Genomic DNA, 25866 nt, shown 5'->3' on the forward strand with positions numbered 1-25866 from the left:
TCAAGGGCTTCTTTCGTTTAGGTACTTTTCTTGTGAAGTATCTCGCCTGTTCTAGAACTCCCATATCTAGTTTTTTTGTATATTGCTGTAAATATTACTTACTGGCCGTATGAGAATTTGTTTGATCATCGTCTGTCTTCTCTTGTTGAATGTGAGATCAGGTATTAGCCAAGATAGACAGGATTACATTTTTGTTTCTTATCAAAACTACCTTCCAACCCCGAAGATAGGTATTATCGATTTTTATAGGCAGTTAAATGAAAAATGGAAACGTGATATGGATATGCTTAATGATGAGGCTCATGTTGGATTCGAGGTTTATAAGGATAGCACTATCAGAGTTGTTTCTAGCAATTTTGGTCATGTAGATAAGACTGAAGAAATGAATCAAAAATTTTCGTCCATATCAAAGTGGATACCGGCAAATAAAGATGGTAGATCGACCAATATAGCGCGTGAATATATCATTCATCTTGGGGAAAGGTCCTCTATTGGGGAATTGGGGACATATACGCGGAGTAAGGATACAATGGTTGTCATCGATCCAGGTCATATCCAATTTATCGGCGGTAAATGGTTGAATGCACTGTATTATCAAACACTTGATTATTTTTATACAAATGGCAGGCTAAAAAGAATTGAAATATTGGTTTCAAGAAATAGGAATAGGTTTTATGGCTATTTGTCATTTAAAGAATTTGAACAATTTTTCGTATTCTATTACGGTTTACCTACTTATTATGATAATTCTCCCAGTTTAGCTGTTAAAAGCAGTTATTTTGATTTGGAGAATGCAGTTAAGGATAGTTTGTATAAATTATCTTGGGAAGATTTTCGTGATGGCCGTATCAGTTTAACATTTGATCCTGAGAAAGTAATGGTCACATATGATTTTTATTGAGTAACTTTGCAGCGCAATGGGTACATTATTGGACAACGGAATTAAACCGTATAATCATTACGGGGCTTATTTAAAGCAAAAGTATAACGGACAGAAAGTGTTTAAAGTGATTGTGGATGGTAATTTTACCTGCCCCAATCGTGATGGTAGTAAGGGCTATGGTGGTTGTACGTACTGTAATGTAGATTCTTTTACACCGGATACTGCCCGGAAAATTCCTTCTATACGCGAGCAGGTGGAATCGGGTATTGAAAGAGCACGTAATAGCTATGGCGCTGAGAAGTTTATTATTTATTTCCAGCCAAATACAAATACATATGCGCCGACTCATCTACTGAAGATGATGTATGATGAGGCTTTAAGTATTGATCCTGAAAATACTTTGGGTCTTTCTGTGGGTACACGTCCTGATTGTTTGGATTTTGAAAAGATTGCATTGTTGGAGTCTTACACAGATCGTTACGATGTAGATTTGGAGATGGGTATGGAATCTATCTACAATGATACATTGGAGCAGATCAATAGAGGCTGTTCTCACGACGAATTTGTTCAGGCCATGAATATGCTGAAAGATACTCCGTTGGAGCTTTGTGTGCATACCATCTTTGGCTTCCCGTGGGAATCTGAAGAAATGATGTTGAAATATGCAGATGAAATCAACCGCTTTCCACAAATTAAATTTGTGAAGTTGCATCACTTACATATTGTAGAGGGATCTATTATGGGCGTTAAGTTCAAACGTGAGCCTTTTGAACTTTTCTCGATAGAAGGTTATACGGAATTCTTAGCAAAGTTTATTCCTCGATTGCGTCCTGATCTGATCATTCAACGTATTTTCGGGATTGCAGATAAAGAATTGTTAATTGCTCCGAATTGGGGCTTACCGAAATCAGGTATTCAAACATACATCGATAAGGGATTGGAAGCACGTCAGGTCGTGCAGGGGAGTCTTTTTTAGCCGTTCCTAATATTTTTTATACTCTTTTGATAGATCATTGTATGCTATCGCGTTTAATGAATATATTCCGCGTTATAAAAACAGCAAAGGCTTCTCTAATGAAGCCTTTGCTGTTTACCTACAAAAAAAGGGTACGATTACCATCTTTATTTAGCCCTCAACAATTGTTTTTAGATCGGCTGGAGAGTAATTGATGGATTTTAACGTTTTATTGTCAGCTGTTCTGAATACCAGAAATTTGCCATCAACTTCTTTATAATAGGATTCTACACCTTTTAATTTATAGTGCTCCTGTGTAGCGATGGCTTCTGCTTCGTCTTTACATGCTTTGCTCATATTGGAACGTTGAACTTCATCAAAAAGAGCAGAGAATTTATCTTTTAAACCAAATTCTAATACCGCTCCAGCAAGTACATATTGAATGTCACATAGCGCATCTGCAATCTCGACCAAATCTTTATCCCGGATGGCCTCTTCTAATTCTTTTAATTCCTCAGCGATCAACGATACCCGTAAGGCACATCTTTGTTCAGATGGAATAGTAGGCGTGTCTAGGATTGGATGTTGGAATGTTTTATGGAACTCCGCAACGGATGAAAGTGTTTTCGGATCAGTCATATTCTTTGTTTTATTATTTGAAAGAGCAAATATAAAAAATAAAGGACGGTTAACTGAATGACCGTCCTTTATTTTTATTTATCTGCTTAAGCGATTAAATCAGGTGCTTTAACTGCACGATTTCACGCTCTTCTAAATATCTCCAACGGCCACGTGGAAGGTCTTTTTTCGTTAAGTTTGCATAAACCACACGATCCAATTTAACGACTTCATATCCTAATGACTCAAAAATACGACGTACGATACGATTTTTCCCCGAGTGGATTTGGATACCGACTTCACGTTTCGATCCGCCTTGAACATAGCTCAAGTCATCTGGTTTAATTACACCGTCCTCTAATTCGATACCAAAGCTGATTTTGTTAAAATCGCCTTGTGTAAGGCTTTTGTTTAACTCGACATTATAGATTTTGCTGATGCTGTTGCGCGGGTGTGAAAGTTTTTCAGCAAGACTACCATCATTTGTCATCAAAAGTAGTCCTGTTGTGTTTCTGTCAAGACGACCAACAGGATAGATTCTTTCTTTTGTCGCTTTAGAAACAAGTTCCATTACGGTATGACGCTCCTGCGGATCATCTGTAGTCGTGATATAATCTTTTGGTTTGTTCAACAAAACATAAACATTTTTTTCACGTTTTAAACGTTCGTTGTTGTAACGGATTTCATCTGTTGCAGGATCTACCTTGGTACCCAATTCCGTAACAGGTTCTCCATTTACCCAAATAACACCAGCAGTGATAAGCTCATCCGCTTTACGTCTTGAACAGATACCAGCATTGGCGATGTAACGATTTAAACGAACTAAGCCGTCATCTTCTGCATCCTCTGCTTTTTTCTTTGGACGTTTAATATATTGTTTATCACCAAAGTTTTTGTTGTCGTCAAAATTTCTACTTTTATCGCCATCAAACTTTCTGTTAGAAGGTCTTGAAGAGTCATTTCTGTCTGAACGTTTGAAACTGTCTCTTTTGTCAAAAGAACGCTCTGATCTGTCGAATGATCTTGGGCTGTCATTTCTGTCTGAACGTTTGAAGTTATCTTTTTTATCGAAAGAACGCTCTGAACGGTCAAAAGATCTTGGAGTGTCATTTCTGTCTGAACGTTTGAAACTATCTCTTTTGTCAAAAGAACGTTCTGATCTATCAAAAGATCTTGAGGAGTCATTTCTGTCTGTACATTTGAAACTATCTCTTTTATCAAAAGAACGCTCTGAACGGTCAAAAGATCTTGAGGAATCATTTCTATCTGTACGTTTGAAACTATCTCTTTTATCAAAAGAACGTTCTGAACGGTCAAAAGATCTTGAAGAGTCATTTCTATCGGAACGTTTGAAGTTATCTTTTTTGTCAAAAGAACGTTCTGATCTATCAAATTTATTGAAGGAATCTTTTTTGTCAAAAGATCTTGAAGAATCATTTTTATCAAATGAGCGGCCTCCTCTACCAAAGGATTTTTCTGAATTATCTTTTGAACGGAAGGAATTGTTATCTCCTCGGAAGGAAGGTTTGTCTGAGAATTTTTTAGATCCGAATGATCTGTTCTCACGAATATCATCTTTTCTGAAAGAGCCTCTTTCAGATTGGTCATTCGACCCATATGATTTTTTTCCGAAACTATTGTTCTTATCGCCTCTAGATTTGAAACTATCTGAGTTGCCTCGTGACTTTCTGGAGTTGTCATCACGACTGTTCCTTTTATTGCTGAATGGCATTGTGTTTTGCTAAAATGTGAACGACAAAGTTAGGTATAATTTTGGGTTTTGCGAAAAAATCCTTATCTTTTTGTCTTTTCTTGAATTTGCTGCGTTTTTACGCTAACAAAGCCGCTTTAAGTTGTCTAGAATGTAACTATTTGTTTTTTAAATAAATAGTGTTTACCTTTGTACCCTTGAATTTGAACCAAGCTATTTTTTGATCGATTGCAGTCGTGGATAGGGTAGCATTAAGGGAGTGAATGATAAGAAAGAAAGTTTTATGTAGTAGTTTGATTTTGTTTGCTTTATTGCTGTCAAAGTTATACTCAACCCCACACAACAATGCTTCAAACGGCGATAAGATCGTTGAACCGAAGCTCGTAGTAGTTCCCGTTCATCATGGGGATGAAGAAGAAAAAAAAGAAAAAAGCAATTCCTTTGAATCGTATATGAATTCATTGACATTTGCCGAAGATTCATTACCGATGGATCGTCCGCTTGTGGAAAGTAAATTGCGTAAATTTTTCAGTCGATTCTCGTTTAAAAAAACAGGATCGTACGATATGCACAAAAAGGCAGAGACCTACTTGCCTATGATTGCAAAGATCCTTAAATCACATGGTATTCCGGAAGATTTCAAGTACATTCCATTGGTGGAAAGTGGCCTTAGTAAAGCTGTTGTTTCATCGAAGGGAGCTGGTGGCTATTGGCAATTTATGCCGGCAACAGCCCGTTTGTATGGATTAAAAGTCAATGGTACGGTAGACGACCGAAAGGATCTTGTTAAATCTACGCATGCTGCAGCGAGATACCTCAAATACCTCTATGGCCAATTTGGTAACTGGACCTTGGTTGCTGCGGCGTATAATGTTGGTGATGGCAGTTTAAGAGGTTCTATAAGAAGACAAAAAAAGGACGACTATTTTGCCTTGAAATTGAATAATGAAACGGGTTCGTATGTGTACAAACTTGTTTCTATGAAGGAAATTATCGAACATCCACAGAAGCATGGCTATTCACGTTATGCCAATAAAGAAAGTGAGACGTTGGATAAGGAACCGAACATGCTGTAAAATAGTGTACTTCACAATAAAAAGGGCTTTCCACTGCATAGTGGAAAGCCCTTTTTATTGTACTGTCTTTAATCAGACCTGTAGTATTGTTCTATTTTTACCTCAGATCGACGATGTCGAAGCCTTTATAATCATTTTTGTTGAATACGAATAGACTACCGGAAAGCGCCTTATTACCTTCCTGAGAAGTTAATGTATACATATAGCGATTACCACTTTTATCAAATACGGTGGTATCATAGATCAGACTGCTTGCTTTGTTAATGCGCAGCTTGATCTTTGAATAGTTTTTTTTGCTATCAAGAGGACTTAATTCAACAACACTTAGTGTAAGCCCTTTTACCTTTTCTGTATTGGTCAAGGTATATTTAAAACCTGTGGTATAAAAGCTGAATATATTTGTTGGATTGATCTCGTTGGTCGAATTGCTTGCTTCTGAGATTTCAACTTCTTTTTCCGCTTTCATGATATTCCACTGTGTCTTGGAATCCGATATCAATACTTGATTTTTGGTATTGACCTGGTACTTGTTGTTACTCTTGTCCAGGTATATTGTTCCGGCATCAGTATGCGAGCCGCCATTAGCTTGTTTAATATCTAATGAGAAATTGGCCTGTATTGTTTTGTATGCATTGTACTTTTGGCTTACTTTCGTCAGTAGCGCCTTGGCAACAGCGTCATTTTGTGCATAACTGTTTTGGCTGTATGCCATGATTAGCAGACCTACAATAAACCATACTTGTTTTTTCATCTTAGTTGTCCTTTCTTAACGTCTCCAAAAATTGTTCTAATGAATACTCATCTGGATAAAGCACTTCGCGGGCCTTACTTCCTTCAAATGGACCTACAATTCCTGCAGCTTCCAATTGATCGATGATTCGTCCTGCTCTGTTATAACCCAATTTTAATTTACGTTGGATTAATGACGTAGAGCCTTGCTGATGCATGACAATCAATCGGGCAGCTTCTTCGAACAACTGATCGCGGTCTTTGGGATCAAAATCTACACTACCAGAACCATCTCCGTTTTCGTCTACGTACTCCGGAAGCATAAATGCCGAAGGATAGCCTCGTTGCGCACCGATGTAATCGGAAATTTGTTCAACCTCAGGCGTATCCACAAAAGCACATTGAATACGTATCAAATCACTTCCAGTCGCTAGAAGCATGTCACCCCGACCGATCAACTGATCTGCACCGCCTGTATCTAGAATGGTCCGTGAATCGACTTTCGACAACACACGGAATGCCAGACGTGCAGGGAAGTTGGCCTTGATTGTACCGGTAATGATATTGACAGAAGGACGCTGGGTTGCAATAACCAGGTGAATTCCTACCGCACGGGCCAATTGTGCCAATCGTGCAATCGGTGTTTCGACCTCTTTTCCTGCTGTCATCATCAAGTCGGCAAACTCATCAACAATAAGAACGATATATGGTAAGAATCGATGACCCTCCTCAGGGTTTAATCTGCGATTGATAAATTTTGCATTATATTCCTTTAAATTCCGTACCTGCGCATTTTTTAACAAATCATAACGTTGATCCATTTCTATACAGAGGGAATTTAAGGTGTTGATTACTTTCTTCGTATCGGTGATAATCGCATCTCCGTCGTCAGGCAATTTTGCAAGGAAGTGGCGCTCTACTTTTTTGAATAGAGAAAGTTCCACTTTCTTAGGGTCAACAAGGACAAATTTTAGTTCGGCTGGATGTTTTTTATACAGTAGAGAGGTCAGAATCGCGTTAATACCTACTGATTTACCTTGCCCGGTAGCCCCCGCAACCAGAAGGTGAGGCATTTTAGCTAAATCGGCAATATACACTTCATTTGAAATTGTCTTACCTAAAGCGATCGGGAGATCCATATCTGTTTTCTGAAACTTCTCCGTAGCAAGGACCGATCGCATGGACACCATTTCCGGACTGGAGTTTGGTACCTCAATACCAATAGTTCCTTTTCCGGGCATCGGTGCAATGATCCGGATACCTAAGGCCGCAAGACTTAAGGCAATGTCATCTTCCAGATTTTTGATTTTTGAAATCCGTACACCTGGTTTTGGTATAATTTCATACAAAGTCACCGTTGGTCCTATCGTTGCCTTGATGCTTTCGATCTCGATGCTATAGTTTCTCAGTGTATCAACAATCCTATTTTTGTTCGCTTCGAGTTCCTGTTGATTGATGGTAATTTTACCACCACCATAGTCCTTCAATAAATCCAATGCCGGATGTTGGTAGCCAGAAAGATCCAATTTTGGGTCATACTGTCCGAATTGGGCCACAAGATCACTGGCGGTAATTTCTTTTTCCTCTTTGATATCTTCGACCACCAGACCGGGTACTGCATCGGGTTCTATAATAGCTTCTGGCTCTCGTTGGCGTTCTGCTTCGATTTTCGGCGCTTGATATTCCTGGATTAACGGTAAGTCTTCGGCTTCAAATTCTTCATTTGGCTGATCAATTGTAAAACTGATTGAAGGTGTATTCTCTGTTCTTTCAAGCGGACTATCGTCGAAGGTGAGCACCACTTTGTCCTTCGGATCAATTTGTACTTCGGGTACAGGGTGATGCGTAAAGGCAGGACGCTGAAGTTCTTCCTGTACCTCTTTGTCCCGAGCAGATTGAAATCGCTCATTGATTGACGTTGACCGTTGGAAAGATTCTCGCACCGACTGGATGGAATCATCTTCAATATGAATTTTGTTTCTAAGATTTTGTGGAGCGTATTCATCCTCATCCTCTTCGTCCGTATCTTCAGAGAATGACTTGGATTTCCTGTTACTGAATAGGACAAATTTAAAATCGAGGTTGTAAAGTAAGATCAATGTCGTCAGGTAGGCAAAAGCCAATATACAGCCAACGCCGACAATGCCAACTTGTGCTTCCAGTAATTTATTGGTCCAAAAGCCAAATTTACCCTCGAGCATATGCGGTGTATCGGCCATAAATCCATGCAGGAAGCCTAAAGTTACCGAGATAAAAACGATAGCAACAAAAGAATAGACTACAGTACGGTACAAAGGAAGTAATGATTTCTTGAACAACAAGCGATATCCTAAAATGAATAATACGGGGATAAAAAGAAAAGATGCGACGCCAAACCATTCGTACATGAATTGGTTGGCTAGCAATGCGCCAAATTTCCCTAGTTTATTATCGACAACGGGTAGATCAACAGCTTCATCATGAATTTCTTCTGCGGATCGGAATAATGTCGACCATCCACCATTGGTTTTTGCAATATAACTTTGATCGTCTTCCCAAGTGAATAAGTAGGAGACGAAAGCTGTAGCAAATGCCAATGAAAGTAAGATCAATAAAATCCCTAATATCTTGACAGCCTTTTGCTGTGCATCAGAATAATCTCTTGGTACACTGTTTTTTTGACTTTTTTCTTTTTTAAATGTTGTCGATTCCTTTTGAGGGGCACGTTTGCCGGAAACTGAATTCCCTGTCTGCCTAAATGTATTTCCTTTATTTGACATTGAAAAGCTCACAATTATACTGCTTACAAACTTAGTTATTTTGATAGTATTTTAAAGATGCTGATCGCCTATTATTTTAAGTTTGTCGTTTTTTATGAATGAATAAATTTAGATGTAGCTAAAAAGCTTGATAGGTATAATGGCTAGCAAATACTATGCCCTGCAAGTGGGGTGGGCTAAAGAATATGGGATATGGCTAAAGATTGTTTCTGTTTTTGCCTATTCTTTAGAGTTGCTCTAAAATATGTAGTTTTACGAATAAAATAAGAGATAGCATGAACAAGTTTGAAATACGAAAAGCGACATTAGCTGATAAAGGACGGATTTGGGAAATTATACAACAAGCAATTGCCCTCAGGAAAGAACAAGGTAGCCGACAATGGCAAGATGGTTATCCGAATGAAGATGTGGTTCAGTCGGATATTGATAAGGGCTACGGGCATGTCGTTGAAGTGGAGCGTAGGATTGTAGGTTATGTTGCTATTATTTTTGATGTCGAACCTGCATATAATGATATTGACGGAAAATGGTTAAGTGATGGTTCTTATGTCGGTATACACCGACTGGCCTCGGCGCAGGATCCGCATATGAAAGGTGTGGGGACGGCTATTATGTCCGGGGTGGAAGAGATAGCCATCGATCATGGCGTTTATAGTATTAAGGTGGATACTAATTTTGACAATGGGGGTATGCTGCATGTGTTCGAAAAGTTAGGGTACCGCTATTGCGGGGAAGTACATTTTAGGGGAGCGTCACGCAAAGCATTTGAAAAACTATTAAAATAACCGAACCGATTTCTTCTGCGGAGGAAGAATAACATTGGATTTCATAAAAAAGTCCCTTTTACTTTGTTCAAAAGGGACTTTTTTATGTTTATGGATTATTAAATCAGGATACTGCTGATCATTAATCTGCAATAATCAAGTAGTAATTCTTTTTACCGCGTTGTGCAACAATATATTTATTGTTTACAAGGTGATTGTCCGTAATCGAATCTTCAATATCGGTTGCTTTTTCTCGGTTGATAGAAACGCCGCCGCCCTGAAGCATTTTGCGGGCTTCACCTTTTGACGGAAATACCTGTGTCTGAACAGCTAGTAAATCAAGAATATTGATGCCTGCTGCGAGATCTGCTTTAGCGACCTGAAACTGCGGAATGCCTTCAAATACCTCTAAAACTGCGTCGTGATCTAAGTTGTTTAAGAATTCTAAAGAGCCATTTCCAAAAAGAAATTCAGAAGTTTTGATCGCAGTTTCGTACGCTTCTTCGGAGTGGGTACGAATGGTGATATCTTTTGCCAGTGCTTTTTGAACTAAACGTAAGTGTGGCGCTGCATCATGTTCTGCAATAATGGACTCAATTTCTTCCTGAGGTTTGAGTGTAAAAATTTTGATCCAGTTTTTAGCATCATCATCTGACGTATTCAACCAAAATTGGTAGTACTTATACGGAGAAGTTTTTTTTGGATCTAACCATATGGCACCAGATTCGGTCTTTCCAAATTTCTGGCCGTCGGCTTTTTTGATTAATTGCGTCGTGATGGCATAGGCTGTTCCCTGATCTTGGCGACGGATCATTTCGCTTCCTGTTACGATGTTACCCCATTGGTCCGACCCGCCCATTTGAACTTTACAGTTGTGGTGCTTCCAAAGATAGTAGAAGTCATATCCTTGAATCAATTGATAGGTAAACTCTGTAAATGAGAGACCATTGTCGCCTTCCAGACGTTTTTTTACAGAATCTTTTGACATCATATAGTTAACGGTAATCATTTTACCGATATCACGAATAAAATCCAAAAATTTAAAATCTTTAAACCAGTCGTAATTATTAACCATTTGGGCGTCATTTTCCCCTTCTCCAAATTCAAGAAATTTGCCTAACTGCTTTTTCAGACAAGCGACATTATGCTGTAAGGTAGCTTCGTCCAACAAGTTACGCTCTGCAGATTTGAAAGAAGGGTCTCCGATCATGCCTGTTGCTCCTCCAACCAGGGCAACTGGTTTGTGGCCTGCATTTTGGAAATGGATCAACGTCATGATTTGCGTCAAGTGTCCTACGTGTAGAGAGTCGCCTGTGGGATCAAAGCCGATATAACCAGCGACTTTTTCTTTATTCAGTAAGTCTTCAGTGCCTGGCATAATATCTTGCAACATGCCTCTCCAACGTAATTCTTCTACAAAGCTCATTGTTAAATGGATTTAATTTTTTAATTTACAAGATGCAAAGATAGGAGATTAAGCGTATATTGAGCGAATAATTTCCCATAAAAGCACACGCTAATAAGCTGGTATGAATTTTTTATCACATTTCTATTTTGAACGGTTTGCAACTAATCCCGAACGTATGGTGGGTGGATTGTTACCCGATCTATTAAAAAATGCGGATAAATCCTTTATGCTAAAACCGCGTCAGTATGAAGATGAGCTCTTGGACAATCCTTTACTGGAACAATTGTACATAGGCTGGAACCGTCATATCGAGGTCGATCGTCTATTTCACAATTCACCTTACTTTTTTCATCATACACATCAGCTGAAACTAAAAATCCAGTCTAGTTTAGCCGGGCTGCCTATCCGTCCGTCCTTTATGGCCCATATTGCGTTGGAGCTATTGTTGGATCATATCCTAACACAAAATAAAGCGGTCTCCATCGATAAATTCTACGCTGCACTGGTACATGTCAATGAAGATGCTGTTCGGAAGTTTTTGAAAATTAATCAGCTGAGTGATATTCCTAAGTTTGAAAAGTTCTATCATCAGTTTATTGAGTGGGCGTATATTTATGACTATGCACAGGTAGAAAAAATCGCAGGTGCGCTTTTCAATATTTGTAAGCGATTGTGGAAATTTGAAGTTTCAGTGGAGCAAAGACAGCTTCTGACAGAACAGCTGATTTCCTATTTACATACGCAGATGACCGATTATCAAGAAATTTACCAGTATATTCAATATGAGCTGGTGGACTTTAATTAGTCTGTCAGAAAATACCAATAGTATAAGACCTTGAAAATATTTATTTTCGCATAATTTTAAGTATCAAAAACTAAATTTACATGTCACATAGACTTTTTCGGAAGAAAAGTGTTGATCAGATTCTGCATGACACTCAAAAAGAGGAGGGGACGGGCCTTGCAAAGGTATTGGGGGTAACAGATCTGGTTTCGTTGGGTATCGCCGCTATTGTAGGGGCTGGAATCTTCAGCACAATTGGATTGGCGAGTTATGAAGGTGGACCAGCGGTATCACTCCTCTTCGTTTTTACGGCTTTTGCCTGTGTTTTTACGGCATTGGCCTATGCGCAATTTGCCAGTACGGTTCCTGTGTCTGGCTCAGCATATACATACGCTTATGTGGCCTTTGGTGAGTTGTTTGCATGGATTATAGGTTGGGCATTGGTCTTGGAGTATGCTGTTTCCAATACGGTTATTGCCATTTCCTGGTCGCAGTATTTTGTCTCCATGCTGGAGGGCTTTGGACTCCACATACCGGCTTGGTTGTCCATGGCGCCAGGCTATGCTTATGATGCTGTAGAGAAGATGAACCAACATGGTGCGGCTGCACTGACCGCAATCGACCAACATGGTCTGGATGCTTTTAATAATGCACCACGAATAGGAGGACTGCCTATTATTTTCGATTTACCAGCAGGTGTCATTACATTTTTGGTTACTTGGTTGGTTTATATCGGAATCAAAGAGTCCCAGAAAGCGAGTATGATTATGGTTATGATCAAGGTAGCGATTATCCTGGCCGTAATTTTTGGGGGTATATTTTTCATTAAACCTGAAAATTGGACACCTTTTGCGCCGAACGGCCTCAAAGGTGTACTCGGAAGTGTGGCCGCGGTTTTCTTTGCCTTTATCGGATTCGATTCGATCTCCACAACTGCCGAAGAGTGTAAAAACCCGCAGCGCGATCTACCTAAGGCGATGATCTATTGCCTATTGATTTGTACTGTATTGTATGTTGCTATTACCTTAGTCTTGACGGGGATGGTTAATTACACCGAATTAAATGTGAAGGATCCGCTTGCTTTCGTGTTTAAATATGTGGGCTTTGACCATATGGCCGGAATTATATCGGTCACCTCTGTGATTGCCATCACCAGTGCCTTGCTGGTGTATCAATTGGCGCAACCAAGAATCTGGATGACGATGAGTCGGGATGGTTTGTTGTGGAAGAAATTTGCGACCATTCACCCAAAATATAAAACACCTTCGTTTGCAACTATTGTAACGGGTTTGGTGGTTGCTATCCCTTCGTTATTTTTTAAAATGGATTTCTTTGTGGATTTAACGAGCGTCGGTACCTTTTTTGCCTTTATACTTGTGTGCGCCGGTGTATTGTATATGGATTATTCGGGTTTATCGGCAAAATCCAAATTTAAAGTTCCTTACATCAACGGTAAGTATTTGGTTGGTGCAGGGCTACTGATTGCTATTGTGTTTATTTTTAGCTATGCGCAAGAAACGATACAGGAGTGGAAATCGCTTACCATCCTTGAAATTCTAGAACATAAAATGTTGGTCATCATATTTTGGTTAACTTGGCTTGGACTGGGGATTTATAGCTTTAAAATGAACTTTTCCCTATTGCCTGTCGTTGGTATTCTGATCAATCTGTATTTAATGACGGAGCTGGGGGCAAGTAACTGGATAATATTTGTGATCTGGCTCGTGATTGGATTGGCTGTATATTTTATGTATGGCTATAAACATTCAAAGTTAAATAAACAGGCGCAAGCCTAGTATAGGAGAAGCGTCGTACAGTAATGGATCAAAGAAAAGGAGCTATCTGCATAAAAGATAGCTCCTTTTTTTTAATATCATGGACTTATTAGAATCTCCATAAAAGGATCCGGCTTACCTTATTACCTTGTTCCATGCGGATCACTTCGGTCTCTTTTACGTTTATTTTCTTTAGTTTGTGTTGTAGAAAGCGAATGTCTTCGCGGTGGGCAACTAATGTTGTGAACCATTTTACTTGATCTTTGTGAAATTGGCTTTCAAAGATCATGCGTGACAAGAATGCTTTTTCACCACCATCGCACCATAACTCGCTTCCTTGTCCAGAAAATGCCTGTGTGACCGGTTTTTCGTCTATTTTAGCGTCTTTGATACCTGTGGTCTTACGGATGGACTGCTGTAAAGCCTCGGTCTGAGAGCTAAAAAATGGGGGATTACAGATTACCACATCATATTTTTCCCCTGGAAGAATAATGTCTTTAAATATGGCTTTGGGATTATTTTGGAGACGGATTTGTATGCTCTTTTTTAAGCTCATATTTGTCCGTGTTATCTCGATGGCGTTTTTGTATGCACTCTTGATGATTTCAGACCCTACAAAGCTCCATCCATACTCCTGATGTCCGATGATGGGGTAGATACAATTTGCACCAACACCGATATCGAGGACGTGGATGTTTCCGCCTTTTGGAATTTCACCATTATTGTCCCTTGCAAGAACGTCTGCGATATAATGAATATAATCTGCCCGGCCCGGAATAGGGGGGCAAAGATTCTCTTTGGGGATATCCCAGTGTTGAATGTGGTAATATTTTTTTAGAAGTGCCTTGTTTAACGTTTTAACAGCATCGGGGTTGTTAAAATCGATGGACTTTACTTTATACGCATTTTCTATAACGAAATCTTTGAGCGAAGGTTCCACTTTGCTCAATTCTTCAAAATTGTAGTTATCGAGATGTCTATTTCTAGGATGTAATTTCTTTTTTGGATTAGCGTCTGCCATGATGTATTATTTGCAACAAAAGTAATGCAATTCTATTGAATAAAAAAGGTGATGCTTGAGCATCACCTTGAGGAGTCTTAATCTTTCCGTATGAGATGGACCTCTGAAGTCTGTGGAAAATTGAGCGGAACCCGTTCAATTGTAACAAAGCTGGAATCTAAACCAAAACCTTTTTCTTCGGACAAACTCATTTTTTTGAGGTAACCATAGATGTCCATAATTACTTTTTCTATCCATGTCATCTGGTTGGTTTTGGAGAGTACTTTTTCCAAAACAACAAACTTAAAGTCACCAGGAATATTGTGTTTACGTAGGGTGTCGTATTGACTGGTGATGTCAATTTCACCTTTTTTCACCATTTCCTCAACTACTTTTCTGAACAGTAGACTGATGCGCTGTTCCTCTCTAAAGCCAAGTTTAAAATCAACCCGTATTAACTTACCGGGGATAAGCTGATCGATTGAATATTCTTTTGTATGTGGATGATCCATCACATCAACGTGGACTAGCCAATATACATCCGCACGCTTTGGCTTTTTATTAATAATTGAATAAATAATTTTAGCCTCTATCTCGGATTTGAAATTTGCACTTGTCAGATAGACCAAATGCGACGCATAGGGAGGGACCGATTTGTCCTCGCTCAATTCGGAGATAATGGGGTAATATTTATTGATGTTAATGAAGTTAACAAAACGATTTTTAATTTTTCGCGCTGTGTACCAGCAATACATTGTTATATATAGCGCAGTGGCAAGCAGAAGAGTCAACCAACCGCCATGGGCTATTTTAACACCATTTCCTATTAAGAAAGTTAGTTCAATAACAAAATAAGCAATCAAAAATACCGCAATTAGTACACGGTTGACTTTTTTCATGGCGAGGAAGTATCCCATTAAAATCGTGGTCATCAATACCGTTAAATTGATCGCAAGACCATAGGCTGCATCCATTCGGCTTGATTCTTCAAAAACCCAGATGACAATCATACAGCCGACCCATAAAATTAAATTGATGGATGGTACATACAACTGACCTTTATGTTCACTGGGGTAGCGGATAGCCACCTTAGGCCATATATTCAACCGTACTGCTTCCGAAATTAGGGTATATGATCCGGATATCATGGCTTGACTGGCGATGACCGCTGCAATCGTCGCGATGGCGATACCGTAGCCTATAAACCAATCGGGCATGATTGAGTAGAACGGATTTTCACCTCCAAGGACACGTCCTTCCTGTGTCAATAACCAGGCTCCTTGTCCGAAATAATTTAGTATAAGTGTGATTTTTACGTAGATCCAGCTGATGCGGATATTGTTTTTACCACAGTGTCCCATATCCGAATACAATGCTTCGGCACCTGTAGTACATAAAAACACGGCACCGATCAGTAATAGCGAATGGGGGTAGGTAATCAAAATATGGAAAGCATAATAGGGGTTGATCGCTTTCATCACTTCTGGTGCGAGGTGAAGATGAGATAAACCGATTACACCAATGATTGTAAACCAGATGGTCATCAATGGGCCGAAAACCTTTCCTACAACAGATGTTCCAAATCGTTGGATAATAAACAATAAGGAGATAATTGTAACTACAATAGGTACTGTAGGTAATCCTGGGAATTTGAGATCCAAACCTTCAATAGCCGAGGATATTGTGATGGCAGGGGTGATCATTCCGTCCGCTAACAAGGTCGCTGCACCGATCATCGCCGGGAAAATTAACCAAGGGGCTCGTTTGCGTACCAATGAATAGAGGGATAGGATACCGCCTTCACCTTTATTGTCTGCCCGGAGTGTGATCCAAACATACTTTACTGTTGTCTGGAGCGTCAGTGTCCAAAAAACACAGGATAGCCCGCCCAAGACTAAGTCCTTTTGAATGGCTCCTTGTCCCATGATTGCTTTGAAAACATACAATGGAGAAGTTCCGATATCTCCAAAAACGATTCCTAAACTGATCAATAATCCGGCGAAACTCACCTTATTGATACTGTTGTGATGACTGTTGTCTGCCATTTATCAATTATTTTATTTCAAAATATACTGCAAAAATATACTTTTTGCCTGTACTTTAAGTAGGTACATTTCCTGCGCCAAATTTTAGCATTTACTTTGACATGCGCAAGAGCTGTTAAAATTTGTTAAAAGAAACTTAGAATGAATCTATTTGCTGAAAAACTTTTAAACAAAATACTAACTTTGTTGTTGATAATTCAAATAGTTAGCGTTATATTTGATTAAACCGTAACCAGTATTTGAAGTCTAATTTAACACTATGGGGAGAAATCTACTTAAAGCAGCTTGTTTAACACTTTTATCCGCACTGACATTGTGTAGCGGGTTGACTCGGGTGTATGCAAAGTCTCCTTATGACCATACTATTTCGCAACATATTTGGGACGGCAGTGAGGCATTCGGAGAAGATAATAACATCAAGGAGACAGAGAAACTTATCAATAATGTGAAGGTTTTCTACAATCCGATTGCTGAACAAATAAATCTTTCTTTTAAATTGGCAAAATCGTCGAGTGTGTCTATCAAAGTAATGGATGCATTGGGCAATGAGATTCTCCAATTAATGAATGGTAATCTGGATTCAGGAATTCAAAATCTTTCCTTTGAGCATGGTGGAAAATTAACGACAGGATTTTACTTTGTACGCGTAGTTGCAGGTTCGGAAACTGTGGTGAAAAGATTTTCTATTCGATAAGAAAGTAACATTTTTCGATAAAAAGGTAATTTGTAATGTACGTTCATTCGTATACATAAAACAGCAAAGGGNNCCCTTTGCTGTTTTATGTATAGCTTGATTTGTTAATTTTGGTCTTGTTGTAGTTCTTCGATCCACAATCCATCATCTTGAATGATCTTGATCAATTCATCTAAGGCATGGGCTGAACTCACATTTTTCTTAACCACCTGCTGACCTCTATATAATGTCACTTTATCAGGGCCCGCCCCAACATAACCATAGTCTGCATCTGCCATTTCTCCAGGGCCATTAACAATACAGCCCATGATTCCAATTTTTAAGCCTTTTAAGTGATTGGTACGGCTTCGGATCATTTGCGTGGTTTCTTGGAGATCAAATAAGGTTCTGCCACAGCTTGGACAGGAAATATATTCTGTCTTGGATATTCTGGATCGTGTCGCCTGTAAAATTCCGAACGAAAGTGAGGCGATATTTTCCAATGCCGTTGCCGGAGAGTCAATCCAAATTCCTGAACCTAAACCATCGATTAATAATGCGCCTAGATCTGTAGAAGCGTACAGCTGTATTTTTGATATCGGTTCTTCGGGATTCATAAAATCACCAATGGGTCCTGAGAATTCTTCCGCCAAATAAGAACGCTTGATAATGACAGGATTGTCAATACCGATTTCCTGCAGATTTCGAAAGAACTGTCTTTGATCTGCCATACCGTGCAAGTAATCGGTTTCTACGATAAATACGACTGTTTTGTCTAGCTGTAAGGATTCAAACAATGGGGTTAATAAATCTGAATTACAGATTTTGACCATATTCAGGACTTTATCCTTATTGTCTGACTTTACGAATTCTTCTAAGGTAAAGAGCGGATGAATATTGGTTTGATCGGTAAGTTTTGACCAGGTATTATAGTTATATACTTGCTTCAGATTTGCCGGCATCGTAAAGGATGGTAAACTGTCTGCGAGATAAACAAAGTCTACAGACTGCTCACCCATGTGGTATTTATCTAATAGGATATCGTAGCGATAACCTACTTTGGTAAGGATCTGAGCGTCCTTTAGATTTTCCTTAGAAATGTCGACCACAACCCTAGGTACCAAAGAGCCGCCGATGAAAGTATTTACTTCTTGGCTGGCATAAGGAATATGTGGTGTCTCCGGAGAGAGCTGAACAATCTTTTGTTTGGGCTGACTCGCGATGTTTGCCTTTCTTTTGCTATATCTATTGACAAGTGCTATAGCGACCGGAGCTTCCCGTTCAGGCTCTTCGGTTAGCGATACACGTACCGTATCGCCCAATCCATCTTCCAACAGTGTTCCGATACCGACGGCAGATTTTACACGACCATCTTCACCGTCTCCAGCTTCAGTTACACCGAGATGTAGGGGATAGTTCATGTTTTCGGAAACCATTTTTTCGACCAGCAATCGATAGGCTTTGACCATGACCTGCGGGTTGGACGATTTCATGGAGATACAGAGATTGTAGAAACTCAGGTCTTCACACATCCGGATAAACTCCATGGCTGATTCGACCATCCCTTCCGGAGTGTCACCATAATGACTCATGATCCTATCCGAAAGTGAGCCGTGGTTGGTACCAATACGCATGGCGGTACCATTTTCCTTACAGATATTTACGAGCGGAGTGAATTTTTGATAGATGCGATCTAACTCGCGCTTGTATTCAGCATCGGTATAAGATAGCTGATCAAATTTCTTCTTGTCTGCATAGTTACCGGGATTGACCCTTACTTTCTCGACGATGCGCGCAGCGACCTCGGCAGCATTTGGTGTAAAATGAATATCAGCGACTAAAGGGACTTTATAGCCTCTTCTGCGAAGTTCATCTTTTATGTTAGCTAAATTTTGTGCTTCTTTAATACTTGGAGCGGTAATACGAACGTATTCGCAGCCCGCCTCTACCATTCGAATGGTCTGCTCAACTGAGCCCATCGTATCCATTGTATCTACCGTAGTCATACTTTGAATACGAATGGGATTATCGCCACCCATGGGAATATCACCGATCCGAATTTCCCTTGTTTTCCATCTCGAATAATCTACCTTGGAATTGCAATAGATTCCAGGTAATGTCAACATATTACTTGTGTCCATATCTAACACAAAGTTAGCTTTTCTTGACTAAAAATCGGGTGTCAATTAATATCTTCTAATTTTTATTGACGCGATGCCACCGTTGATATCGAAATCGAATTTTTGAGCGGCAGAGTCGTAATTTGTCGATTTTACTTCGCCTTCACTTTTTAGGAAATCGCCCTCATAATCTGTCGAGGATAATGCATTGTCGCTTGTAATACGACAGGCCGCGTTTTTGGGGATGGAGATTTCAATAGAGGAGGCTCCAGCATCCATAGAAATTTTAGTTGTTGCCAGCGGTTGACCTAATTTTAACTTTAGACTAGTCGCTCCAGCATCGATATCCAATGTTTCTATCTTGTAGGGTGAAAGATCTAACCTGGCATCAATTGCACCTACATCAAAATTCAGATTCCATAGGATGTTGGGGTTTAATGCGATAAACGTATTGTTGTTTTTGCTGTTAAAATCCTTGTTTTTGAATTTTCCCTTTAGGTTGATATCTAATTTGTCTGCAGATTCTCCATGTACAGTTATGCCCAATAGATATTCTTTTGATGTGTTAAATGCCGAGAAGATTTCTGAAGTGGTGCTACTATCATTTCTTAATGAAGTGGCCCCCAAATCGAGGTTTAGGGTAGCACTATGGATTTTATCATCCAGCGGGACGTTTAATTTTTCTGTTGTATAATTTGTTTTATCGTTGGGATCGTCGACATTGATGTTGACGCCTTTACTTTTTAAAAGCTGTGTTAAAAGTGGTTCCTTTGGTGTCGACAGCCCTATGTAAGTCAAAAAACCTAAAATTACGACGGTAGAACCGATGGCGACAAACTGTCCAATCTGTTGGTCTTTGGGTACCAGCATACGAATTCCGGCAAGCACAATAAACAGCGGCCAGTATCTAAAAATACCTACCCAGTTGAAAGAAATTGTGTTGAGCTGTGATAATAATAAGACAACTCCTATAAAGAGAATGGTGATACCAGTTGTTATTCTTCGTGTATTCATAACTAATTCCGTTTGTTAATATATCTCAAAAGTAAGTCGCTTTGGGAGATACCGTATGAATGTTTAGGCTATTATACATAAAAAATCGGTAAATGTGACTAATTGATCGGTAAGTAATTTCGTTTTTCGTATACTTTTTGGGTTTTTGCTTGTTTATATATTTGCTGGAATTAATTACCTTTAATGGATAGCTTGGCTCAGTATAGCCGTTAAATTGGCGTAATACATTGAAATTAAATAGATAATATGATCTTTCATCACATTGGTGCATATCTCATACTCCTGAAATCAGTTTTTAAAAGACCGGAGAAAGGGCGAATTTATTGGAAGGAAACCGTATTGGCAATGACCGATATTGGTATAGGATCTCTGGGACTTATCGTTATTATTTCCACCTTCATTGGCGCTGTTATGACCATGCAAATTGCCTTTCAGATGGTATCCGACTTGATCCCAAATTCTATTATAGGTTCGATCAACCGGGATTCAAATATTTTGGAATTAGGACCGACGATCTCGGGATTGGTCTTAATGGGGAAAATTGGGTCGTCTATATCTTCACAGATCGGATCCATGCGTGTTACAGAGCAGATTGATGCTTTGGAAATTATGGGGATCAATGCTCCTGGTTATTTGATATTACCCAAAATATTGGCGGGTATCACCATGATTCCGATGTTGGTGATTATTTCTATCGTGTGCGCTTTAGTGGGCGGTTTGTTAGGTGGATCCCTTTCGGGCGCTGTGACACAGGCGGATTATATTTTAGGAATTCAAGATGGCTTCAACGGCTTCACGGTGACAGTTGCCCTTGTTAAAGCTGTTGTGTTTGGGTTTATTATTACCTCGATATCTGCTTATAAAGGGTATAATGTAAAGGGCGGAGCGTTGGAAGTTGGGCAAGCTAGTACGGAAGCAGTTGTCGTTGGCTGCATAACTATTCTTGCGGCGGATTATGTGATAACCGCATTAATGCTTTAAAAAGATTTTATGATTCAAATCGAAGATATTAACAAATCGTTTGGTGACAACCATGTGCTGAAGGGTATCAGTGCAAATTTCGAACCTGGAAAGGTGAGTTTGATTATTGGAGGGTCGGGGTCGGGAAAGAGTACTTTATTGAAATGTATCGTAGGCCTGCACCAACCGGAAAAAGGAAAGGTAATTTTTGATGGCAAGGATTTTACTCGGATGAATTTTGAAGAGCGTGTTCCTATTCGAAAAGAAATAGGTATGCTTTTTCAAAATTCAGCGCTGTTTGATTCGATGACGGTCGAACAGAATATCATGTTTTCGTTGGACATGTTTACGGATATGTCCAAAGCGGAAAAATTAGACCGTGCAAATCATTGTTTGGAACAGGTTAATCTGGAGGGACGAAATAAACTGTTCCCTGCGGAGCTTTCGGGGGGGATGAAAAAGCGGGTTGGAATTGCACGTGCAATTAGTATGAACCCTAAATATCTATTTTGTGATGAACCCAATTCGGGATTGGATCCGGAGACTTCGATTGTTATTGATGAATTGGTACTAAAAATTACGCAAGAGTTGAAATGTACGACAGTCGTTGTTACACATGATATGAATTCTGTGATGGGAATTGGTGAGTATATTTTGTTTCTCTATAAAGGAGAGAAATTCTGGGAAGGTTCCAATAAGGATATGATGCGGTCGGATGTGGAGGAATTGAACAACTTTGTTTTTGCAAGCCCATTAATGAAAAGTGCGAAAGCTTCTATGGGGCAATAAGGGCTGGGAACATGGCTTTATTGCGCGTAATTTTATGTGTTTGATCTGTGTTAGCATCATGCAGATTTCTTTTATATTGAAATTTAGCTTAGTTTTGTCGGAAAATTTTGATTTTGGCAGCAACAAATATACAACTATTGACCCCACAGCATTGGAAGGACTATGAACTCATTGATTGTGGTGATTTTGAAAAACTGGAACGTTTTGGTGATTTAATTTTAATCAGACCAGAACCTCAGGCTGTATGGCCTAAAGCATTGACTGATGCGGAGTGGAACAAGCGTTATCATATCAAATTCAAAGGTCGTTCGGCTACTTCAGGAGAATGGTTGAAGAAAAATCCTAAGGCCCAAGACCGTTGGCATATCGAATATAAAAATAAGGATGTGGCCATCAAATTTAGATTGGGCTTGACATCTTTTAAACACGTCGGGATATTTCCGGAACAGGCTGTAAATTGGGACTATATTTCGGAATCTGTACGTTCATTTAAGACGGAAAGACCGAAGGTTCTAAATCTTTTTGCATACACTGGTGGAGCATCTTTAATAGCAAAGGCTGCGGGCGCGGATACGACTCACGTAGATTCGATTAAACAGGTTGTTACCTGGGCAAATGAAAATATGGAAATTTCCAATTTGGATAACATTCGTTGGGTGGTTGAAGATGCTTTGAAATTTGTAAAGCGTGAGCTGAAAAGAGGTAATACGTATAATGGGATTATTTTGGATCCACCCGCATATGGGCATGGGCCAAAGGGCGAGAAATGGAAATTGGAAGATCACATTATGGAAATGATGACTGAAGTCGTTCAACTATTGGATCCTAAAGAGCATTTCTTGATTTTGAATACGTATTCATTAGGGTTTTCCTCTGTTATTGTTGAAAATTTAATTAAGACAGCTTTCCCAAAAGTGGAAAACTTGGAAATAGGCGAGTTGTTCTTAAAAGCAACTGCAGGACCGAAACTTCCACTTGGGGTATTCGGTAAATTTCGCAAAATAGCGAAGTAAGGCTTGTCAAAAGATTCCTGATAATAACACGGGGCGCTTATTTAAGCGCCCCGTGTTTGTTTAAAGTTATATTAGGAGGTTACATATGGATGTCTTTTAAACGTAGTGATGCCAGTTCAAGCTGTCTGGGTATCGCTGTGCTGATATTTTGTGGAATAAGCGATAAGTGCTGGGTAAGTTCGTTGTAATAAGCTATTCCAGCTTGTAATTGTGCTTTGAATCTAGCTACATATTTTATCTTTTTATCGTTCATGATATTTTTATTGTCTGTGACATATTTTTGAATATGATCGATATACAGGTTGAGTTCGTTGATCATAACAAAAGGTCTGTTGTCATTTTCAAAAACTGATATACGGCCATAGATGTGGTCGATCATTTCCCGCAAAGAATATTGTTTTTTGAACCAGACAAGATTCGGGCCTGGGCAGATGGATACAGCGGTCTGTTCTTTGCTCTTTTGGATATTGTACTTAAGATAAGCTGGTGCTGCGAGCCCTTCACAAAGACAGGTTTTTTCTGTAATGGCGTCAAAGGCTTTATCGTATTCCGCAGCGGACAGATTTTGTTTTTGTAGTTCCTGGATCTTTTGATGTTGATAGACGCGTGATGCAGTGCAGATCGGTTTATCACCAAACTCGGTGTTCGAAATAAGGTATTCTTTTTTACAAGGGCTACCGGGGCGCCCTTTTTTTATACGTTCCAACCGTAGGTACTCTGCGCCACTTTGTCTGAAATTGTTAAAGGGAATTCCCAATGGAGATGCTCCACTACAGTAGAAGTCTTCTTTCTTGGCAAGTTCCAATGCTTTCAGGGTTTCTTGATCTACTGTGGTTGCTTCGGGAACCATCAGAAATGGGGATCCCCATCCTACGGCATCGAATCCATAATAGTCTAATAAGAACTGATGTTCTGAAGCTGTTCCCACGCCTCCTTGAACTGTATATTTGATGCTGGGAGGAGTTGTTAATGAGCGCTCCTGGGAAACCCAATATGCGTGGTATATCTCGAAAAGTTCGGTTTTCAAACTTTCTTTTTTCTCTTTAAACTCTTGAAGGATTGGTCCCAGAAGAAAACCATCGGTTGCGAAAGCATGACCACCGCAGTTCAAACCGGATTCTATTCTGAATTCAGATACCCATACACCACGCTTAGCGAGATATTTTGCCTGGATGAGCGCCGATCGAAAGTCACTTACTTTCAAAACGACTTTTTTGTCAAATAGACCTTCACTATTGGGGAAGAAAGCCGGTAATTCAGCGAGGTAAGCGTATAGGTGTGGATTCATCCCTGCGGAAAGGATAAGGGAGGAATGCAAGTTGGAATTTGCAAAACCACGTAAGGCTGCTGAAGCATCAGAATAACGCTGATCCAATAGGTTACCATCCTGGTAATTCATTTTATCTACTTTGGACATAATATTAACATCGATGTCTCCCGGTTTGAGATAATTGATCAATAGATCTTGCAGCTCGGTTTTAATCGCGCGATTGGTTTCCATTTCCATCGCGTGATAAATCGGTTTTGAAGGATGTGACTCGGGTAAAAGCTGAAAATATTTGGTAAGTTCTGAATTTTCGGTGAAGGGCTGACGCTTCAAGGCCGCGACTTGCTTATTGACCACAAACTGTACGAGATTGAGATAGGCCGTAATTCTTTTTGCCCGGTAATCTTCTTCTGTTTTAGTGATCGGATGATAGACGATTTGATATTGTCCGCAGTAATAGCGGCGCATGCGCTCGATGAGTTCATCGTCAACAATAGACATTACGGTGGAGATACCATATTGTGCGACCTTAAGTGCGGAGTCGATGGAGAAAGCTAAGCCTAATACGGGGATATGAAAAGTATGCGTCATTCTTAAATATTTCTTTTACGAAATAATGGAGAATAACGCTGAAAAAAAGTAATGATTGTTTTATCGGGACATGATCGTAATCACTATTCAAATACAATTGTCTTGTAATCGTTGCGCATCACACGATCTTCACTAAGCAGACGAATTGCTCTGCTCAGAACAGCCTTTTCTATTTCTTTGCCGGCAGTTACCATATCTTTTACAGTATAGGTGTGATTGACATGTCGTATATCCTGTACGATGATGGGGCCTTCATCGAGTTGGTCGGTAACGAAATGCGCTGTGGCACCGATGATCTTAACGCCTCTTGCATGAGCCTGCTTGTACGGGTTGGCACCAATAAAAGCGGGTAAAAATGAATGGTGTATGTTGACCAGTTTATTTTCAAAGGTACTGACAAACTGAGGAGACAAGATTCGCATGAACTTCGCCAGAATGATGTAATCGAAATTATAGTTTTGGATTTGTGCGATCAGTTGTTTTTCGAATGTTTCCTTTGTCAGGTTTTCATGTGAGATGCAATGAAAAGGAATATCAAACTTTTCCGTAAAGGAGCGTAATGATTCATAATTACCAATTACGGCCTGTACTTCGGCTCCCCATGTTTCGAAGTGTTGACGTACCAGGATATCGGCAAGGCAGTGATGCTCTTTGGTCACGAGGACGACGATTTTTTTGCGGTTATTGGGGTTTATCTGTATCTGAGCAGATGGGGGAAGTACTTCGGCAAGGGAATCCGAAAGCTGTTTCTGCTCAGGCACGATACCGTTACACACGACACGCACGAAGAATTTGTTGGCTTCTTCATCCACATATTCACGCATGGTGACAATATTGAGTTGATATTTTGCCAGCGTATTTGAAATGTTGGCGACCAATCCAACGGCATCTTGACATTGGATCAGAATTAAGGTTTGGTTGTGCATGAAAGG

21 protein-coding genes are annotated in these 25866 nt (G+C 39.7%); 10 read left to right on the forward strand and 11 right to left on the reverse strand.

The window, feature by feature from the left end; translation table 11 throughout:
- The first annotated feature begins 151 nt into the window (after positions 1–151).
- Together B3P16_RS10380 and B3P16_RS10385 are read left to right on the forward strand one after the other, a co-directional pair.
- Entirely contained in the window at positions 152–901 is a 750-nt protein-coding gene (locus tag B3P16_RS10380) for a hypothetical protein (protein WP_286842870.1), read from the forward strand.
- Positions 902–917: 16 nt separating this feature from the next.
- A complete protein-coding gene (locus B3P16_RS10385; protein ID WP_070570068.1) occupies positions 918–1859 on the forward strand; it encodes a TIGR01212 family radical SAM protein in 942 nt (313 codons plus the stop codon).
- A gap of 150 nt (positions 1860–2009) precedes the next feature.
- On the opposite strand, the gene B3P16_RS10390 is transcribed toward B3P16_RS10385, so the two are convergent.
- Complete coding sequence (locus B3P16_RS10390) at positions 2010–2477, reverse strand: nucleoside triphosphate pyrophosphohydrolase family protein (RefSeq protein WP_070570070.1); 468 nt, start codon at positions 2475–2477, stop codon at positions 2010–2012.
- Between the two features lie 94 nt (positions 2478–2571).
- Positions 2572–4188 (reverse strand): pseudouridine synthase, encoded by a 1617-nt coding sequence (locus B3P16_RS10395; RefSeq protein WP_286842873.1) that lies wholly within the window; start codon positions 4186–4188, stop codon positions 2572–2574.
- Positions 4189–4430: 242 nt separating this feature from the next.
- Between B3P16_RS10395 and B3P16_RS10400 the strand changes: the two genes are divergently transcribed.
- Positions 4431–5243, forward strand: a complete 813-nt coding sequence (locus tag B3P16_RS10400; protein ID WP_112375476.1) for a lytic transglycosylase domain-containing protein — start codon at positions 4431–4433, stop codon at positions 5241–5243.
- A 97-nt stretch (positions 5244–5340) separates the two neighbouring features.
- Here B3P16_RS10400 and B3P16_RS10405 read toward each other — a convergent pair whose 3' ends face one another.
- Complete coding sequence (locus B3P16_RS10405; RefSeq protein ID WP_286842876.1) at positions 5341–5994, reverse strand: LolA family protein; 654 nt, start codon at positions 5992–5994, stop codon at positions 5341–5343.
- A 1-nt stretch (position 5995) separates the two neighbouring features.
- The gene (locus B3P16_RS10410; protein ID WP_286842878.1) at positions 5996–8731 is read right to left on the reverse strand and encodes an FtsK/SpoIIIE family DNA translocase; all 2736 of its coding nucleotides are present in this window, start codon (positions 8729–8731) and stop codon (positions 5996–5998) included.
- 275 nt (positions 8732–9006) lie between these two features.
- Between B3P16_RS10410 and B3P16_RS10415 the strand changes: the two genes are divergently transcribed.
- Positions 9007–9516, forward strand: a complete 510-nt coding sequence (locus B3P16_RS10415; RefSeq protein WP_070563216.1) for a GNAT family N-acetyltransferase — start codon at positions 9007–9009, stop codon at positions 9514–9516.
- 121 nt (positions 9517–9637) lie between these two features.
- On the opposite strand, the gene tyrS is transcribed toward B3P16_RS10415, so the two are convergent.
- Positions 9638–10921 carry a tyrosine--tRNA ligase gene (tyrS, locus tag B3P16_RS10420; protein WP_070563213.1) on the reverse strand — a complete coding sequence of 428 codons (1284 nt, stop codon included), beginning with the start codon at positions 10919–10921 and terminating at the stop codon, positions 9638–9640.
- 103 nt (positions 10922–11024) lie between these two features.
- On the opposite strand from tyrS, the gene B3P16_RS10425 reads away from it, so the two are divergent.
- Together B3P16_RS10425 and B3P16_RS10430 are read left to right on the forward strand one after the other, a co-directional pair.
- Entirely contained in the window at positions 11025–11708 is a 684-nt protein-coding gene (locus B3P16_RS10425) for an ACP phosphodiesterase (RefSeq protein ID WP_070563210.1), read from the forward strand.
- 80 nt (positions 11709–11788) lie between these two features.
- Positions 11789–13483, forward strand: coding sequence for an amino acid permease (locus B3P16_RS10430; RefSeq protein WP_070563207.1), 1695 nt, complete (start codon positions 11789–11791; stop codon positions 13481–13483).
- An 88-nt stretch (positions 13484–13571) separates the two neighbouring features.
- Here the strand turns inward: B3P16_RS10430 and rlmF are convergent, their stop codons facing one another.
- Positions 13572–14483 (reverse strand): 23S rRNA (adenine(1618)-N(6))-methyltransferase RlmF, encoded by a 912-nt coding sequence (gene rlmF, locus B3P16_RS10435; RefSeq protein WP_070563205.1) that lies wholly within the window; start codon positions 14481–14483, stop codon positions 13572–13574.
- A 77-nt stretch (positions 14484–14560) separates the two neighbouring features.
- A complete protein-coding gene (locus tag B3P16_RS10440; protein ID WP_046671947.1) occupies positions 14561–16507 on the reverse strand; it encodes a KUP/HAK/KT family potassium transporter in 1947 nt (648 codons plus the stop codon).
- A gap of 259 nt (positions 16508–16766) precedes the next feature.
- Between B3P16_RS10440 and B3P16_RS10445 the strand changes: the two genes are divergently transcribed.
- Complete coding sequence (locus B3P16_RS10445; protein WP_070563202.1) at positions 16767–17201, forward strand: T9SS type A sorting domain-containing protein; 435 nt, start codon at positions 16767–16769, stop codon at positions 17199–17201.
- 104 nt (positions 17202–17305) lie between these two features.
- Here B3P16_RS10445 and ispG read toward each other — a convergent pair whose 3' ends face one another.
- Positions 17306–19321, reverse strand: a complete 2016-nt coding sequence (ispG, locus tag B3P16_RS10450; protein WP_286842880.1) for a (E)-4-hydroxy-3-methylbut-2-enyl-diphosphate synthase — start codon at positions 19319–19321, stop codon at positions 17306–17308.
- A gap of 45 nt (positions 19322–19366) precedes the next feature.
- Complete coding sequence (locus tag B3P16_RS10455; protein WP_112375482.1) at positions 19367–20314, reverse strand: LiaI-LiaF-like domain-containing protein; 948 nt, start codon at positions 20312–20314, stop codon at positions 19367–19369.
- A 246-nt stretch (positions 20315–20560) separates the two neighbouring features.
- Here B3P16_RS10455 and B3P16_RS10460 point away from each other — a divergent pair, with 246 nt between their 5' ends.
- From B3P16_RS10460 to B3P16_RS10470, 3 genes are all read left to right on the forward strand, one after another.
- The gene (locus tag B3P16_RS10460) at positions 20561–21295 is read left to right on the forward strand and encodes an MlaE family ABC transporter permease (RefSeq protein WP_046671950.1); all 735 of its coding nucleotides are present in this window, start codon (positions 20561–20563) and stop codon (positions 21293–21295) included.
- Positions 21296–21304: 9 nt separating this feature from the next.
- A complete protein-coding gene (locus tag B3P16_RS10465) occupies positions 21305–22063 on the forward strand; it encodes an ABC transporter ATP-binding protein (RefSeq protein WP_070563195.1) in 759 nt (252 codons plus the stop codon).
- Positions 22064–22170: 107 nt separating this feature from the next.
- Entirely contained in the window at positions 22171–23076 is a 906-nt protein-coding gene (locus tag B3P16_RS10470) for a class I SAM-dependent methyltransferase (protein WP_286842881.1), read from the forward strand.
- A 79-nt stretch (positions 23077–23155) separates the two neighbouring features.
- On the opposite strand, the gene B3P16_RS10475 is transcribed toward B3P16_RS10470, so the two are convergent.
- Together B3P16_RS10475 and purU are read right to left on the reverse strand one after the other, a co-directional pair.
- On the reverse strand, positions 23156–24934 hold the full coding sequence (locus B3P16_RS10475) for a hypothetical protein (RefSeq protein ID WP_159333400.1): 1779 nt from the start codon (positions 24932–24934) through the stop codon (positions 23156–23158).
- Between the two features lie 83 nt (positions 24935–25017).
- Positions 25018–25860 (reverse strand): formyltetrahydrofolate deformylase, encoded by an 843-nt coding sequence (gene purU / locus B3P16_RS10480; RefSeq protein ID WP_112375486.1) that lies wholly within the window; start codon positions 25858–25860, stop codon positions 25018–25020.
- Positions 25861–25866: the final 6 nt, after the last annotated feature.

The sequence above is a fragment of the Sphingobacterium sp. UBA7631 genome (assembly GCF_002483935.1).
GTDB classification, from domain to species: Bacteria; Bacteroidota; Bacteroidia; order Sphingobacteriales; family Sphingobacteriaceae; genus Sphingobacterium; species Sphingobacterium multivorum.

Excerpts from the sequence above, each read along its gene's own strand:
- B3P16_RS10475 (WP_159333400.1), bottom strand. The coding sequence starts at position 24,934 with ATGACGCATACTTTTCATATCCCCGTATTAGGCTTAGCTTTCTCCATC.
- tyrS (WP_070563213.1), bottom strand. The coding sequence starts at position 10,921 with ATGAGCTTTGTAGAAGAATTACGTTGGAGAGGCATGTTGCAAGATATT.
- B3P16_RS10410 (WP_286842878.1), bottom strand. The coding sequence starts at position 8,731 with ATGTCAAATAAAGGAAATACATTTAGGCAGACAGGGAATTCAGTTTCC.
- B3P16_RS10460 (WP_046671950.1), top strand. The coding sequence starts at position 20,561 with ATGATCTTTCATCACATTGGTGCATATCTCATACTCCTGAAATCAGTT.
- B3P16_RS10465 (WP_070563195.1), top strand. The coding sequence starts at position 21,305 with ATGATTCAAATCGAAGATATTAACAAATCGTTTGGTGACAACCATGTG.
- rlmF (WP_070563205.1), bottom strand. The coding sequence starts at position 14,483 with ATGGCAGACGCTAATCCAAAAAAGAAATTACATCCTAGAAATAGACAT.
- B3P16_RS10440 (WP_046671947.1), bottom strand. The coding sequence starts at position 16,507 with ATGGCAGACAACAGTCATCACAACAGTATCAATAAGGTGAGTTTCGCC.
- B3P16_RS10455 (WP_112375482.1), bottom strand. The coding sequence starts at position 20,314 with ATGAATACACGAAGAATAACAACTGGTATCACCATTCTCTTTATAGGA.
- B3P16_RS10445 (WP_070563202.1), top strand. The coding sequence starts at position 16,767 with ATGGGGAGAAATCTACTTAAAGCAGCTTGTTTAACACTTTTATCCGCA.
- B3P16_RS10400 (WP_112375476.1), top strand. The coding sequence starts at position 4,431 with ATGATAAGAAAGAAAGTTTTATGTAGTAGTTTGATTTTGTTTGCTTTA.
- B3P16_RS10390 (WP_070570070.1), bottom strand. The coding sequence starts at position 2,477 with ATGACTGATCCGAAAACACTTTCATCCGTTGCGGAGTTCCATAAAACA.
- B3P16_RS10425 (WP_070563210.1), top strand. The coding sequence starts at position 11,025 with ATGAATTTTTTATCACATTTCTATTTTGAACGGTTTGCAACTAATCCC.
- purU (WP_112375486.1), bottom strand. The coding sequence starts at position 25,860 with ATGCACAACCAAACCTTAATTCTGATCCAATGTCAAGATGCCGTTGGA.
- ispG (WP_286842880.1), bottom strand. The coding sequence starts at position 19,321 with ATGGACACAAGTAATATGTTGACATTACCTGGAATCTATTGCAATTCC.
- B3P16_RS10430 (WP_070563207.1), top strand. The coding sequence starts at position 11,789 with ATGTCACATAGACTTTTTCGGAAGAAAAGTGTTGATCAGATTCTGCAT.
- B3P16_RS10385 (WP_070570068.1), top strand. The coding sequence starts at position 918 with ATGGGTACATTATTGGACAACGGAATTAAACCGTATAATCATTACGGG.
- B3P16_RS10395 (WP_286842873.1), bottom strand. The coding sequence starts at position 4,188 with ATGCCATTCAGCAATAAAAGGAACAGTCGTGATGACAACTCCAGAAAG.
- B3P16_RS10405 (WP_286842876.1), bottom strand. The coding sequence starts at position 5,994 with ATGAAAAAACAAGTATGGTTTATTGTAGGTCTGCTAATCATGGCATAC.
- B3P16_RS10415 (WP_070563216.1), top strand. The coding sequence starts at position 9,007 with ATGAACAAGTTTGAAATACGAAAAGCGACATTAGCTGATAAAGGACGG.